Below are 13,800 nucleotides of genomic sequence, written 5' to 3'. Positions count from 1 at the left end.
TTAATTATTTTAACGCTTACTGACTGTATTTGGTCAATTAGAATTTCCCCTTTTGTAAATTGTTTTGTTCTACAATAGTAAAAAAGCTCACCCGAATTTATTCAGATGAGCTTCTTTTATTTACGATTAGCCCCCATCTTCACAAGTTTCATGAGGCTCAACGTGAACATGGACATCATAAACATGATGATTCTCGATTAATTCTTTTTCAACTAATGTAGCAAGATCATGGGCAAGATTAATATCCATCGTTCCTTCTACACAAATAATCACATCTACAACGATATTATTTCCATACAAACGCCCTTTGATTTCCTTTATTTCTTTCACACCTTCAATCGCATGAATGGCATTTTCATATTCCTCAATCTTATCCTCATCAAAGCCGTCTGTTAATTGATGTGTAGAGTCCCTGAAGATCTCCCAAGCTGTTTTAACAATCAAACACCCAACTATTACAGCTGTCACAGTATCTAACCAAGGTAATCCAAGTTGAGATCCAAATATACCAATTGCAGCACCAATACTAACAAGAGCATCAGAGCGATTATCCATTGCCACTGCATATAGTGATTTACTATCAATGCTTTTTGCTAACTTTTGGTTGTAAGTAGACACAACAAACATTATTGCAGCAGCCAATAAAGCCACATATCCAGCAATCGCATTAGGAGCTTCGGATGTTTGATTTACTAAAGAGGAAAACGCTCCAATAATTACCTCTGCACCTACAGCAAACATAATAAAAGCAGCAATCAAGGAGGCAATTGCTTCACTCTTCCAATGTCCATATTTATGATCTTTATCGGGAGGCCGTTGTGAAATTCTTAAGCCCACCAATACGGCAATACTCGCAATAATATCTGTCACATTATTTAATCCATCTGCTTTTAGCGCAGCTGAGTTTGTCATATAGGCAACGGTCAACTTAAAAACCGATAGTATTATATAGACAATAATACTTAACTTTGCACCTTTTTCACCAATTTTTAAATTCTTATATTTTTGTTCATCCACTAAAAAACACACCCTTCAATAGCTATATTTATCATAGCAATCACTAGTCGAGTGGGTCTATAGCAACCTTTTTGGCTAATTGAATTTAAATAGGGATAATAAAAAAATGTTGAAAGAGGCAAACATTTTATCGGTAATCCAAACATATCTACAATCCTCCTAGCCCCTGCATCGTATTCACATAATGTCTCCAGAATCACACCTTTCATACATAGATTGAACCCCTTATAATTGTTGAAGATTAATTTATATCTACACAAAAAAGGCTTCCAACTAAATATTTGGAAGCCTCTAAGTATGGCAAGACAAAATCTTGCTTTGTATTAGATTAGATATGCATATGATACACCACGTATCATGTCGTACATTCCTTTTCTCGTGTGCCAATATGCTAAAACTTCTAGCTATTTTTCTCTTCTTGAGTTCTGAACAAATACAAACCCTTTTGAGTAAATCTCCGTTACTTATTCTCCATGCCAATCTTCAACCAGCATATGATAAAGTATGCAAGGACAATAAAAGGAACTTAGGCATACAGGAAGTACTTAAATTTTTAAACTTGAATTACCTCTCCCTTTCTATCGTCTTTTACCAAATGAATTTCCCTTTATATATAGAACAACAATTGCAGTAATGATAAACCCCGTGATTACAAATGTCCCAATTCCTGCTCGATATACGATATAGACATCGGTATGCTTAAATACATTCATAATTAAATATATCATTAGTGTTAAAGCAAGCACGATAATAATTGAGGTGAATTTATTTTTACCACGGTACATCATTTCACAACCTTCCACTCCGAAAGTGACTATTCTTTTGCTTTCTGCTCTATACTTATGTACGAAACAAGCTAAGATATGACAAGTCACTCTGCACACATTCTCCACAACTATTCTCTATAATATGCGATAGGTGATGCTATGAAGAATTTATCCGTAAAACTAGGACTTATATTTTTCTTGATTATATTTACTTTAGAACTCTTTCTATTTTTCTTTCTTCACTCTTCCTTAGTTGAGTCGCGAGTGGAAGAGGAACTTTTTGCCTTACAATCTAGGGGAGACGCTCATAGAGATACGTTAAAGACAAGTTTTGAAGCAGATACAATTGAGCATGTAGCCCTAATGGAAAAGGAAGCCAATACGGATGTGATGGTTACAAACTTAAAGGGAAGTGTACTTGCTTCCTCACTTTCAATTGATTTAAAAAAAATAATTTCATCAGGAATGAAGCTACAAAACGGTGTCGTAGAAAATGATTGGAAAAATCAACCCTATATTGTTACTGTAAGCTCTATTCCTAATCAAGGATACGTTTTCATGTTCCAAAACACTGATTCTATTCAAACACTGATTGATCGTTTAAATAATCATTTTTTTATTACCGGATTAATCACAGCTATCTTAACGATTGTGATTATAATATTGCTTTCTATCGCTTTAGTTCGACCGCTTAATAAGATGAAAGAAGCCACGATACAAATAAAAAGTGGCGATTTCTCCATATCTCTACCTGATATAGGAAATGATGAACTTGGTAAACTAGCAAAAACCATCAACCTACTTGCAAGTGAGTTAATGCATTTAAAGGAAGAACGCAGTCAATTTTTAGCTACTATTTCTCATGAATTAAGAACACCGCTCACTTACCTTAAAGGATATGCTGACATTGTTCAAAGAAAGAATCTCTCCATTGAAGAACGTGATAAATATTTATCCATCATTCAGGAAGAAGCCAAAAGAATAAATACACTAGTAGAAGACTTATTTGAATTAGCAAAAATAGATCAATACGGCTTTGAAATGAAGAAACAAACCATTCAGTTAAGCGAATTCATAGCCCATTTACATCATAAATTTGAACCAGCTTTCTTGCATCAATCCATGAGATTACATGTGGAAATGCCCCAAAAAGATATTAATGTGAATATCGATTCTGCTAGAGTAGAACAAATGCTTTATAACCTTTTGGATAATTCTTTGAAATATAGTCAAACAGCTACGGAAACAACATTAAAAATATGGACGAATACAAAAGATTTATACTTAAGAATTATTGATAACGGAAGTGGCATTCAAGAAAAAGATCTCCCACATATCTTTAAACGCTTTTATCGTGGAACATATAGCAACGATTCATGTAAAGGAGGTTCTGGTCTTGGTCTTTCGATTGTGAAAGAATTAGTCAACGCCCATAATGGTGAGATTACTGTCAAAAGCAACTCAAAAACCGGGACAACTTTTACTATCATGTTAAAAGGAGCGGTATTAAATGAGAAAGATACTTTTAGTAGATGACGAAATGCGGATGCTTGATTTATTAGACCTATATTTATCACAGAACGGGTTTTCTTGTATAAAAAAAACTTCCGGTGCATGTGCGCTTAATTATATGGAAGATCACGCTATTGAACTAGTTATCATTGATGTAATGATGCCTGATATGGACGGGTGGGATCTATGTCAATTGATTAAACAACAAAGTGATGTGCCGATTATTATGTTAACAGCGAAAGGAAGTAAACCAGATGTCGTCAAGGGGCTAACCATTGGTGCCGACGATTATATTGCAAAACCATTTGATGAAGAAGAACTTATCGCTAGAATCGAAGCTGTCTTAAGAAGAACAAAATCAACTGGCAGTGAAATCATATTTAAAGAACTACAGTTAAATAAGGAATCCTATGATTTTTACTATCAAAAGAAAAAAATCCCTGTCACGCAAAAAGAATTTGTGTTACTTGAGCTTTTTTTATCTCATCAAAATCATGTTTTCTCTCGCGAACATCTCATTACGAAAATTTGGGGATACGGTGTATATATCGAAGATCGAACAGTTGATTCACATATACGAAATATAAGAGAAAAGCTACGTGAAGTCGACTTCCCTATTGATCAGCATTTACAAACCGTATGGGGAATTGGATATAAATGGGTATCATAATCTTTCCTTTTGTTCAGAATGAAGAAGACAATATTCCTTCATATAATCTGCAAATTTACGATTTATAATAATTGCAAATCCATTAAAGGAGATGACCTAAATGAAAAAGCAACTAACCGTTGGAATAATTGCCTTGTTGGCAATGGTATTTTTAGCTGCTTGTACTAACAACAATGATTCATCACCAACTAATGATGAAACGAACGAACAAGAAGAAATGAATCATGAAGAGATGGACCATGAAGGAATGGATCATTCTAGTGATGGTGAAATCCCGGAAGGCCTAGAAAAAGCGGATGAACCCACTTACGCTGTGGGCTCTACAGTTACAATAAAAAATGGACATATGGAAGGCATGGAAGGTGCGGAGGCAAAGATTGTTGGCGCCTATAATACAACAGCTTATGCAGTAAACTATACCCCTACTTCTGGTGGTGACCCTGTGAAAAATCACAAATGGATTATTCATGAAGAGCTTGAAGAACCAGGTGAAGCACCATTACAAGAGGGAGAAACCGCTGTGACTACTGCTGATCATATGGAAGGTATGAAGGGCGCAGAAGTAGAAATCGCTTCAAGTGAAGACACAACCGTTTATATGATTGACTATACGCCAACCACTGGTGTGGAAAAAGTCAAAAACCATAAATGGGTTACGGAAGCCGAATTAGAAAGATAAGAAGCAAATCGGCTCTAGTATAATCAAAAGTTGAATCATAGCATAATATCTTGTCCACATATCTTTTAGCAATCGCCAAGAGTTATGTGGACTTGCTTTTTCTATTGTGGTGTATCCACTTGAGTGGATATTCTCTATTTACCTATCTCTTATGTTTTCAAGTGTCTTGAATTATATTAGGTTGAGTTCTATCATCTCTCTCTTTTTATTCAATTCTTTTAAAATAATTTCCCCATATAATACTCATCATAATATTCTCCGTCCATTAATAACGATCTTCGCTTCACCCCTTCTACTTCAAAACCTATTTTTTTGTATAGTGCAAGTGCTGCTTCATTTTCTGATACTACTGTCAATTCAATCCGCATGATAGCTTGATGATTGGCCCATGCTAGTACCGCCTGTAATAATTGCCCTCCAACTCCCATTCCTCTGTAATCTTTATGAACACCGACAACAATACTCGCACAATGTTTTTTCTTTCGTACCGTTTCTTTGATCACAAGTGTATACCCAATCAATCGTTCTTCATCTTCGGCACCAATAACCGTTATATTATCTCTATTAATAATGGCCTCTGCTCCTTCAACTGTTAATGTTCTTTCCCCTGCTTCCATCAACATATAAGGACTGCTTGCCTCTACATCCTCCATTAATTGTACAAGTTGTTTCGCATCATCTACGGAAAGCTCTTTGATTATCATTCAAAACTCCAACCTTTCTCGATATGTACATTCTTACCTTCTAACGATTCAATATGGCCATTTTTCAAATATACACTTGCTTCATCATCCAAGCCCAACCCCTTCTCTGTCTTCGTTTCAGTCATCACAGCAAGTAGGTTCTGCTTTTCATTCCATTTTGAATAATGAGCAGCGATAATATAATTCTGTAAAATACCTAAGCCATTTAAAATCATCAGCTTATCTCCTTTATAATCGCTCGGGGAAACCATACAATATTCTGAGCAGATCAAAGCACCGGCAGAAAAGCCTGCGATTGGCACTCCTTCTTGAAAAAGTTGCTTTATTTCCTCCCCTACCCTTTTAGTTACGATATAGTGATGATAGGACAGTGTGTCACCGCCACATATAATAATGCCAGTTATTTTTTCACTACGGATTGAGTTCGTCTCTTCTAATAAATAATAGCGAAAATCAGTTACACCTTCTTCTTCTAAAATATGCTGATATTTAGGCATATAAGTTTGCCAGCCTTTACGATTTAAACAAAATATCGCTACATGTCCATTTTTTTGATTACAGAGACTAGCAAACTGCTTTCCATGAATTCTTCCAAAGGGCGGACTTCCACCAAATAAAAATAAATGTTGATCCATAAACACACCTCCAGTTTCTTCAACTTTTCTTTTACATTACGAATTCTATTTCTTAAGCAAACATTAGCATAATTAATAAATAAAAAGTTTTTTTCCGCACAAACTTTTTCTATGAGATCAATCGTCTATCCATTGTACAAAGTTTTTTAAAAGGAGCTCCTTGAAAGATGAATAACCAAAATTTGTTTGTACAAATGATTGAAGAGCATAAACAAGATTACTACCGGCTTGCTTATAGTTATGTTAGAAACCAAGCAGATGCCTTAGATATTGTCAGTGAATCCATAAAAAAAGGATTGCTTTCAATGAATAAATTAGAAAATGTAGATGCATTAAGAAGTTGGTTCTATAAGATTATCGTACGTACATCGCTCGACTTCTTAAAAAAGCATAAACGCATGACTGTATCAGATCATGACACAATCACCTATTTGCAAAGTGGAGAACATGATGATTATATGCATTTTGACTTACATGATGCATTAGCACAATTGCCCTTACAATATAAAACGGTCATTTTACTACGCTATTTTGAAGACTTAAAGATTCAAGAAATTGCTACTGTAATAGATGAAAATGTCAATACAGTCAAGACTCGATTATATCGCGGCTTAAAATTATTAAAGCTTGAACTGACAGAAGGAGATGAAATGGATGAGTAACCGACTGAAAGAATGGCGTAGACAATATAATGATATACCTATACCAACAGAGTTAGATGATATTATAGAAAGTGCACTAACTAGTCACACTCAACAAAAGCATACGAAAAAGCGTTGGATATGGCCAACTAGTATTGTGGCAGCTGCGAGTATTTTTACAGCAACAGTAAACTTTAGCCCTCAGGCGGCAAAAGCAATGTCAGAAGTACCTATTTTAAAACAAATTATTGAGGTTATTACCATTGATAAAATACACGAGGAACAAGAAAGTAAATCCATTGATGTAGAGATACCAGAAATCTCTGGTCTAGAAAATCACCAACTAGAAACTCATTTAAATCAAGCTTTTCTAGAAAAAGGAAAGCAATTATATCAAGAATATATGGATAGTAATGGTCACCTAGCTATTCAAAGTGATTACTCCATTGTGAATGAAAATAATCAGATACTTTCTATTGAACTTAATACGTTTAAAGCTGAAGCATCTGGATATGAACAAAAAGATTACCTTACGATTGATAAAGAATTACAAACCGTTATTACTTTACCTAGTTTATTTACTTCAGAAGCATATGTAGAGGTAATAAGTGAAGAAATTAAAAAGCAAATGAAGCAGAATATGGCCAATGATGAAAATCTTATTTATTGGCTAGATGATGTCGAATCATTTACTACTATTAATCGCGATCAACCATTCTTTATCAACGAAGATAACCACCTGATCATCTCTTTTAATGAATATGAAGTGGCACCTGGTTATATGGGCGTTGTTCAGTTTGAAATTCCAACTGAGATCATCGATGAAATACTAGTAAGTGACCGTTATATAAACTAAGTATGATTTGAATAAATAGAAATGAGGCCTCTCCTACTTAAAAAAGAGGGGTCTTACTTTTTGGGAAGAAGCCATAATTGTAAACTTGAATTTTAAATGACCTTTTCTAATATATCATTGATCATTTCAAGATTCTTTTCTCCTGTTAACTGCTTATTTTTCCCTATTAAACAGGACTTTTCCCCCTTATAATATATCATTCTTTCCACCTATCCAAATCATTACATAATAAGAGTAAAATGAATAATTGTAGTGCTTTTTTATCGCTATTCTGCAAATTTTTTTACAAGCTTTTTGAAACTAATTACGACATAATCATCGTCTATTTTATATACATAAAGTTTAATAGAAAATACGTAAATAATTTAGAGGTTCACTTTAAAACGGAGGAAGGTTCCCTCCGTCAGCTAGAGTTTAATTGCATCAAAAATGGAGGACGTACATATGAAAAAAAAGACACACACACATTATATTACCGGGCTCGACGGACTGAGAGCGATTGCAGTCTTAGCCGTCATCGCCTATCACTTTCGCTTTGATTGGGCAGAAGGTGGATTTTTAGGCGTTAGCCTTTTCTTTGTTCTATCTGGCTACCTTATTACTTCCACTCTATTACCGGATCAAAACAAAAGCATGAAATTAGATTTGAAGAAGTTCTGGGTTGGCCGTGCTCGCCGCTTATTACCCGCTTCTTATGCAATGATTTTTATTACCTTTGTGTGGGTCGTTCTTTTTCATCAAAACTTGTTATCCGTTATGCGTGGTGATGCGCTAGCTTCTCTATTTTATGTAAGTAACTGGTGGTTTATTTTCCACGAGGTTTCCTATTTTGATAGTTTTGCTGCTCCATCTCCAATAAAAAACCTATGGTCACTGGCAATTGAAGAACAATTCTATCTATTATGGCCACTTGCCCTAACGGCTCTAATTTATATCTTCAAGCATCGAGCAACTGTTTCAAAGATTATCTTTTTAGGTGCTTTATTATCTTGTTTATGGATGTCATTACAATATGATCCCAATGGTGATCCTAGCAGAGTTTATTATGGGACTGATACACGTTCATTTGAATTATTAATTGGTTGTTGGCTAGCACTTGTTTGGCCAATGAAAAGGCTATCAGCTAAAAAGCTATCACCCCAACTAAAACAAACACTTAATGTAACCAGTGTCGGTGCGCTAGTGATTTTGTTACTATGCATGTTCACCATTAATGAATATAATCCGTTTCTTTATGTTGGGGGCTTGTTCCTTATTGCACTCCTATCAGCGGTTGTTATTGCTTGTGTCTGTCATCCATCAAGTATATTAAGCAAGTGGCTATCATGGAAGCCCCTTAGGTGGATTGGTACACGCTCATATGGTATTTATTTATGGCATTATCCAATTATTATTTTAACAACGCCTCTCGACCAAATAGCGGCACCGCAGTTATGGAGAGTGCTATTACAGCTCATTGCTATTTTTGCAATAGCAGAAGTTTCCTACCGATTCTTAGAGCAACCGATTAGAAAGTATGGTTTTAGAGCATTCTTTAAAAATTTCAAGAAAATAAATCCGCTCAAATGGAAAAGTTTAAATGTACAATGTAGAGTTGGTGCAGCTTTTGTCCCATTAGTAGCTATTATCTTTATTGCTGGTATGACGGGAGTTGTCAAGGGAGAAGAGCAAGAAGAGAAACCAACAGAGTTAGTTATTTCCCAAGAAAACAGTGAAGATCAACCGAAAGAAGAAACGAAAGAAGAAGCTTCCAACGTTCCAGAGAAAAATGACTCTTCTGAAGAAGCACCAGAGGAGAATACAGAAGGTACGGAAGAAGTTGAGAATGAAGCAGAAAAACAGGCAGAGCCACTCCCTGCCGCTGAGCATTATAACCAAATTCTTGCCATTGGTGATTCATTAATGCTTGATGTTGCACCAAGTCTACAGTTACGCTTTCCTGCTATTACGATTGATGCAAAGGTAGGGCGTCAAGTTCATCAAGCAGTCGATGTTAGCCAGCAATACACTTCCTTTAACCAAAAAGGAAATGCGATCATTTTCATGCTAGGTACAAACGGCTTTTTCCGTGAAAAGCATTTAGATGAACTGGTTGATTTATTTAGTGAAGCAGATATTTACCTTGTAAATACAAAGGTACCACGTTCATGGGAAGAAGATGTAAATAAAGCTTTATTGGAAAAAGCGGAAGTTGAAGACCATGTCACACTAGTCGATTGGCACAAACTCGGAGAAAATCATCCCGAATACTTCGGAGGTGATGGCGTCCATGTAGGAAAAACAGGGGCAGAATCACTAGCTGAGCTAATCGAAACAGAAATGAATAACTATATTGAAGCATCCATAGAAGAAAAATAATCAACAAAGTGCCGCTGAACCCAAAAATGTTCAGCGGCCTTTTTTATATCAGCTGCATGCTAATTGTTGAACCATTGTGGAGAGTGAAATTCCGAGAAAAAATATAGAAGAAACGACTTGTGTTTTTCGGGTGCCGATTCTAAAATGGTGAGCTATGGTAACCAGTTTGCTCGTTCACTTGGTGGAGAATCTTCAAAGTAAATATCTGCACCTATTAAGAGAGGTAACAAGAAAAAGTTGTTCCAGTTAAAACTAGGACAAATACTTACCTCCAGCGAACTCCTCCGTATCTATTCTCACCTCTATGTTTGTCTTATCTGTTTTCCTATCTCAAGCACCGATTCCCGGTCAACGTAATGTTCAAAACACTTTTGCTCTGTTTTCGTTTACTGTTTTCTATCTGAACGACTCGCTATCGCCATTTGCTCTCCTCTCGGTTCCTGTTTTCTACCTGAGCGACTCGCTATCGCCATTTGCTCTCCTCTCGGTTCCTGTTTTCTACCTGAGCGACTCGCTATCGCCATTTGCTCTCCTCTCATTTCCTGTTTTCCACCTGAGTGACTCGCTATCTCTATTTGCTCTCCTCTCGTTTCCTGTCTCTCATCTGAGTGACTCACAAACACCATTTGCTCTCCTCTCAGTTCCTGTTTTCCACCTGAGTGACTCGCAAACACCATTTGCTCTTCTCTCGTCTCCTATTTTCCACCTGAGTGACTCGCAAACACCATTTGCTCTCCTCTCATTTCCTGTTTTCCACCTGAGTGACTCGCAAACACCATTTGCTCCCCTCTCGTCTCCTGTTTTCCACCTGAGCGACTCGCTATCGCTATTTGCTCCCCTCTCGTTTCCTGTTTTCCACCTGAGTGACTCGCTATCGCTATTTGCTCTCCTCTCGTTTCCTGTTTTCCATCTGAGCGATTCGCAAACACCATTTGCTCTCCTCTCGTTTCCTGTTTTCCATCTAAGCGACTTGCAAATGCCATTTGCTCTCCTCTCGTCTCCTATTTTCCACCTGAGTGACTCGCAAACACCATTTGCTCTCCTCTCATTTCCAGTTTTCCACCTGAGTGACTTGCAAACACCATTTGCTCTCCTCTCGTCTCCTGTTTTCCACCTGAGCGACTCGCAAACACCATTTGCTCTCCTCTCGTCTCCTGTTTTCCACCTGAGTGACTCGCAAACACCATTTGCTCTCCTCTCGTCTCCTATTTTCCATCTGAGCGACTCGCTATCGCCATTGCTCACCTCTCGTCTCCTATTTCTCATCTGAGCCACTCGTAAACGCCATTTGCTAAAGCTTTCATCACTATTTCTCCGTTTAAATGAGACACAAACCACCTTTGCCTTATCAACTAAAACAAATATTTGTATCTTCCAAAGTAAGCGATTAGCCTACCTGCAACTACAAAAGTGCCTCACCCACTACTACTACTTCTATAAGCTATTTGTTGAAAACTTATTTTTCGCATACATATAAGTCACTGCCAATGCTAAAACGAGTACAGTCCCTTTAATAATATCAAAACCATAATAAGGTAGATTCAAAATAGTTAAACCATTTAATAATACACCGATGACTGCTGCGCCAAAAAATGTACCTAACGCATTTGGTTTTCCAGCCCCTAGTACCGAGTAGCCAACAAATACAGCTGCAACAGCCTCCATCAGTAGTGGTGCACCTGCATCGATTTGCCCTGATCCTACCCTAGCAGTAAATAAAATGCCTGCTATGCTAGCAAAAATTCCTGAAATTACATAAGCCATGCATTTGATTTTCTTTACTTTTACACCAGATAAGGTCGCAGCTTCGGCATTCCCTCCTGTCATATAAAAGATTCTACCCCATCTCGTATAATTCAAAAAACAGTAGGAAGCTAACACTAGAATTATCATGATCCATACAGGTACAGGGATACCTAATAAATGGCCTTGACCAATCCATAGAAAGGCATTAGAAAACTCACCAATTGCTGTCCCACCAGAAGTCAGTGGCATATGGTTATAAATTGAGTATCCTTCTGTATAAGTCCGATGTAATCCCGCTACGATGTACATACTGCTCAATGTTGCTAATAAATCGGGAATACCTATCACAACAATTAAGAACGAATTAAATAATCCAACTGCCACTCCAACGATAATTGGTAATAGTAGAACTAACCATAGCGGTAAATCATACCAAACCATCAATGAAGCTGTAAAAACAGTTGCTAATGACATCGTGGAGCCAACAGATAAATCAAAACCGTCAACTACTAATGTAAATGTGACCCCGAGCGCGAGCACAGTGACAATCGAAATGGAACGTAATATATCCGAAAAATTATCATAGGTTAAAAAGAATGGGCTCACACTTGTAAAATAAAAAATAATAAGAATAAGTAAAGTAATTGCCCCGTATTTAAATAGAAATGCGATCAATTGGTCCTTCATGATTGACTTCCTTTCCACCACTTGCATATAACAGAATCTTTTCTTGCGTTGCCTCTTTTTGCGTAAATTCTTTCACGATTTTGCCATCATACATCACTAATACTCTATGGCAAACTGTTAATAATTCTTGGATTTCACTACTAAAATACAAAATGGCCTTGCCTTCCTTTGCAAGCTGTTGAATTAGTTTAAGAATCTCTCTTTTCGCACCGATGTCCACGCCTTTAGTAGGCTCATCAAATAAATAAACCTTCGCTTCACTTGATAACCACTTACCGATAACGATCTTTTGCTGATTTCCCCCACTTAAATGATTCACCTCTACGTCCACATCATTTGCTTTCACCTGCAAAGTGGAAATCACTTCTTCAGTAGCCTTTCTCTCAGCCTTCCTGTTAATAAAACCCCCTTTTACGTACTTTTTCAGCTGTGGGAAAGTTACATTCTTCGATATCGTTTCATTAATGAATAGACCTTCTTTCCGCCTTTCTTCAGGAATATGAGTGATACCACAAGCAATAGCTGTTTTTGGATGCTTCACCTGTATCTTCTTACCAGAGACTCTGATTTCTCCTGAAGTGGCTGGTGTATTTCCAAATATTGTTTTCGCTAGTTCTGTTTTTCCAGCACCTACCAAGCCCGCAATTCCTACCACTTCACCTTCATATACATTTAAACTAATATTTTGTAACTTTCCTAGATTGATATTCTTAAGTGCTAAAACCTCTTCCCCTCGTTTATAACTGTGCATAACGTTTCTTTCCTCATGCCATACTTCTCCAAGCATTTGTTCAATTACCATTTCCTGCGTTATCTGAGCAATTGGTACGGTTGAAATCCGACATCCGTCTCTCATAACCGTTACCACATCTGCAATGGCGAATACTTCAGGTAATCGATGTGTAATAAAAATACAACCAATTCCCTTTACTCTCAGTTGCCTAATTACATGAAATAATTTCTCTGCTTCTATATGTGATAATGGAGCGGTTGGCTCATCAAAAATAATGACTTTAGTCGTTTGCACTAACGCCCGAGCTATGAGAACCAATTGCTTTTTAGCAAGACTTAGATTTGAAGCTGCTTGATTTAGCTCAATATCATTCACCTCGAGTAATGTTAATGCTTCCTGTGCCTGACGATGTAGATCCTTACGAGAGAAGTACCACCCTTTCTCTTGTGAAAAGCGATCAAGCATAATATTTTCCGCTACAGTAAGCTGTGGAACAATGGCTGTATCAACCTCCTGATAAACGCAAAATATTCCTTTTTCTTTCGCGTCACTAGGGTGTTGAAAAGTTGCTTTTTCGTGGTTAATCAAAATTTCTCCTTGGTCTTGTCTATATACCCCAGAGAGAATTTTCATTAATGTACTTTTCCCAGCTCCATTTGCTCCAAGCAAGGCATGTATTTCTCCTTTATGAACCACTAACTCCCCGTTCTTTAATGCCGTAACTTTTCCAAAACTCTTACTAATCTTTTTCATTTCCAAAACAACTTCACTCACTTAAAGGAGACCTCCTTCATA

At 36.9% G+C, this 13,800-nt stretch carries 15 protein-coding genes; 6 read left to right on the top strand and 9 right to left on the bottom strand.

Annotation, left to right across the window (positions count from 1 at the left end):
• Nucleotides 1-126 precede the first annotated feature (126 nt).
• Nucleotides 127-1,017 (bottom strand): cation diffusion facilitator family transporter, encoded by an 891-nt coding sequence (locus MKX67_RS06030; RefSeq protein WP_095370184.1) that lies wholly within the window; start codon nt 1,015-1,017, stop codon nt 127-129.
• A 578-nt stretch (nt 1,018-1,595) separates the two neighbouring features.
• Nucleotides 1,596-1,805 (bottom strand): hypothetical protein, encoded by a 210-nt coding sequence (locus MKX67_RS06025; protein ID WP_157733767.1) that lies wholly within the window; start codon nt 1,803-1,805, stop codon nt 1,596-1,598.
• Between the two features lie 138 nt (nt 1,806-1,943).
• Between MKX67_RS06025 and MKX67_RS06020 the strand changes: the two genes are divergently transcribed.
• From MKX67_RS06020 to MKX67_RS06010, 3 genes are all read left to right on the top strand, one after another.
• Nucleotides 1,944-3,320, top strand: coding sequence for a HAMP domain-containing sensor histidine kinase (locus tag MKX67_RS06020; RefSeq protein ID WP_322910011.1), 1,377 nt, complete (start codon nt 1,944-1,946; stop codon nt 3,318-3,320).
• Nucleotides 3,295-3,966, top strand: a complete 672-nt coding sequence (locus MKX67_RS06015; RefSeq protein ID WP_095370188.1) for a response regulator transcription factor — start codon at nt 3,295-3,297, stop codon at nt 3,964-3,966. The genes MKX67_RS06020 and MKX67_RS06015 overlap by 26 nt, the downstream gene beginning before the upstream one ends.
• A 100-nt stretch (nt 3,967-4,066) precedes the next feature.
• Nucleotides 4,067-4,645, top strand: coding sequence for a YdhK family protein (locus MKX67_RS06010; RefSeq protein ID WP_095370189.1), 579 nt, complete (start codon nt 4,067-4,069; stop codon nt 4,643-4,645).
• 218 nt (nt 4,646-4,863) lie between these two features.
• On the opposite strand, the gene MKX67_RS06005 is transcribed toward MKX67_RS06010, so the two are convergent.
• Together MKX67_RS06005 and MKX67_RS06000 are read right to left on the bottom strand one after the other, a co-directional pair.
• Nucleotides 4,864-5,349 (bottom strand): GNAT family protein, encoded by a 486-nt coding sequence (locus MKX67_RS06005; protein WP_095370190.1) that lies wholly within the window; start codon nt 5,347-5,349, stop codon nt 4,864-4,866.
• Nucleotides 5,346-5,984, bottom strand: coding sequence for a Type 1 glutamine amidotransferase-like domain-containing protein (locus MKX67_RS06000; protein ID WP_307317673.1), 639 nt, complete (start codon nt 5,982-5,984; stop codon nt 5,346-5,348). Before MKX67_RS06000 ends, MKX67_RS06005 begins: the two co-directional genes overlap by 4 nt.
• Nucleotides 5,985-6,151: 167 nt before the next feature.
• Between MKX67_RS06000 and MKX67_RS05995 the strand changes: the two genes are divergently transcribed.
• The 3 genes from MKX67_RS05995 (at nt 6,152) to MKX67_RS05985 (ending at nt 9,839) form a co-directional block, all read left to right on the top strand.
• Entirely contained in the window at nt 6,152-6,646 is a 495-nt protein-coding gene (locus tag MKX67_RS05995) for a sigma-70 family RNA polymerase sigma factor (protein ID WP_095370192.1), read from the top strand.
• On the top strand, nt 6,639-7,481 hold the full coding sequence (locus MKX67_RS05990; RefSeq protein WP_341050224.1) for a DUF3298 domain-containing protein: 843 nt from the start codon (nt 6,639-6,641) through the stop codon (nt 7,479-7,481). Before MKX67_RS05995 ends, MKX67_RS05990 begins: the two co-directional genes overlap by 8 nt.
• Before the next feature lie 444 nt (nt 7,482-7,925).
• The gene (locus MKX67_RS05985; protein WP_342489028.1) at nt 7,926-9,839 is read left to right on the top strand and encodes an acyltransferase family protein; all 1,914 of its coding nucleotides are present in this window, start codon (nt 7,926-7,928) and stop codon (nt 9,837-9,839) included.
• A 386-nt stretch (nt 9,840-10,225) separates the two neighbouring features.
• On the opposite strand, the gene MKX67_RS05980 is transcribed toward MKX67_RS05985, so the two are convergent.
• From MKX67_RS05980 to MKX67_RS05960, 5 genes are all read right to left on the bottom strand, one after another.
• Nucleotides 10,226-10,516: a hypothetical protein gene (locus tag MKX67_RS05980; RefSeq protein WP_342489027.1), complete on the bottom strand. Its 291-nt coding sequence runs from the start codon at nt 10,514-10,516 to the stop codon at nt 10,226-10,228.
• Between the two features lie 18 nt (nt 10,517-10,534).
• Nucleotides 10,535-10,822 (bottom strand): hypothetical protein, encoded by a 288-nt coding sequence (locus MKX67_RS05975; RefSeq protein WP_342489026.1) that lies wholly within the window; start codon nt 10,820-10,822, stop codon nt 10,535-10,537.
• 18 nt (nt 10,823-10,840) lie between these two features.
• Complete coding sequence (locus tag MKX67_RS05970) at nt 10,841-11,023, bottom strand: hypothetical protein (protein ID WP_342489025.1); 183 nt, start codon at nt 11,021-11,023, stop codon at nt 10,841-10,843.
• Nucleotides 11,024-11,273: 250 nt separating this feature from the next.
• A complete protein-coding gene (locus MKX67_RS05965; protein WP_340978162.1) occupies nt 11,274-12,272 on the bottom strand; it encodes an ABC transporter permease in 999 nt (332 codons plus the stop codon).
• The gene (locus MKX67_RS05960) at nt 12,241-13,779 is read right to left on the bottom strand and encodes a sugar ABC transporter ATP-binding protein (protein WP_095370199.1); all 1,539 of its coding nucleotides are present in this window, start codon (nt 13,777-13,779) and stop codon (nt 12,241-12,243) included. The genes MKX67_RS05965 and MKX67_RS05960 overlap by 32 nt, the downstream gene beginning before the upstream one ends.
• Nucleotides 13,780-13,800 lie beyond the last annotated feature (21 nt).

This window comes from Cytobacillus sp. FSL W7-1323 (genome assembly GCF_038595015.1).
In the GTDB taxonomy this organism is placed as follows: domain Bacteria; phylum Bacillota; class Bacilli; order Bacillales; family Cytobacillaceae; genus Cytobacillus; species Cytobacillus kochii.
This window is presented reverse-complemented; position numbering and strand designations above follow the sequence as displayed.

What these genes read in the sequence shown, in the direction of transcription:
- MKX67_RS06025 (WP_157733767.1), bottom strand. Translation starts at nt 1,805, where the DNA reads ATGATGTACCGTGGTAAAAATAAATTCACCTCAATTATTATCGTGCTT.
- MKX67_RS06020 (WP_322910011.1), top strand. Translation starts at nt 1,944, where the DNA reads ATGAAGAATTTATCCGTAAAACTAGGACTTATATTTTTCTTGATTATA.
- MKX67_RS06015 (WP_095370188.1), top strand. Translation starts at nt 3,295, where the DNA reads ATGAGAAAGATACTTTTAGTAGATGACGAAATGCGGATGCTTGATTTA.
- MKX67_RS06010 (WP_095370189.1), top strand. Translation starts at nt 4,067, where the DNA reads ATGAAAAAGCAACTAACCGTTGGAATAATTGCCTTGTTGGCAATGGTA.
- MKX67_RS06005 (WP_095370190.1), bottom strand. Translation starts at nt 5,349, where the DNA reads ATGATAATCAAAGAGCTTTCCGTAGATGATGCGAAACAACTTGTACAA.
- MKX67_RS06000 (WP_307317673.1), bottom strand. Translation starts at nt 5,984, where the DNA reads ATGGATCAACATTTATTTTTATTTGGTGGAAGTCCGCCCTTTGGAAGA.
- MKX67_RS05995 (WP_095370192.1), top strand. Translation starts at nt 6,152, where the DNA reads ATGAATAACCAAAATTTGTTTGTACAAATGATTGAAGAGCATAAACAA.
- MKX67_RS05990 (WP_341050224.1), top strand. Translation starts at nt 6,639, where the DNA reads ATGAGTAACCGACTGAAAGAATGGCGTAGACAATATAATGATATACCT.
- MKX67_RS05985 (WP_342489028.1), top strand. Translation starts at nt 7,926, where the DNA reads ATGAAAAAAAAGACACACACACATTATATTACCGGGCTCGACGGACTG.
- MKX67_RS05980 (WP_342489027.1), bottom strand. Translation starts at nt 10,516, where the DNA reads ATGGTGTTTGCGAGTCACTCAGGTGGAAAACAGGAACTGAGAGGAGAG.
- MKX67_RS05975 (WP_342489026.1), bottom strand. Translation starts at nt 10,822, where the DNA reads ATGGCATTTGCAAGTCGCTTAGATGGAAAACAGGAAACGAGAGGAGAG.
- MKX67_RS05965 (WP_340978162.1), bottom strand. Translation starts at nt 12,272, where the DNA reads ATGAAGGACCAATTGATCGCATTTCTATTTAAATACGGGGCAATTACT.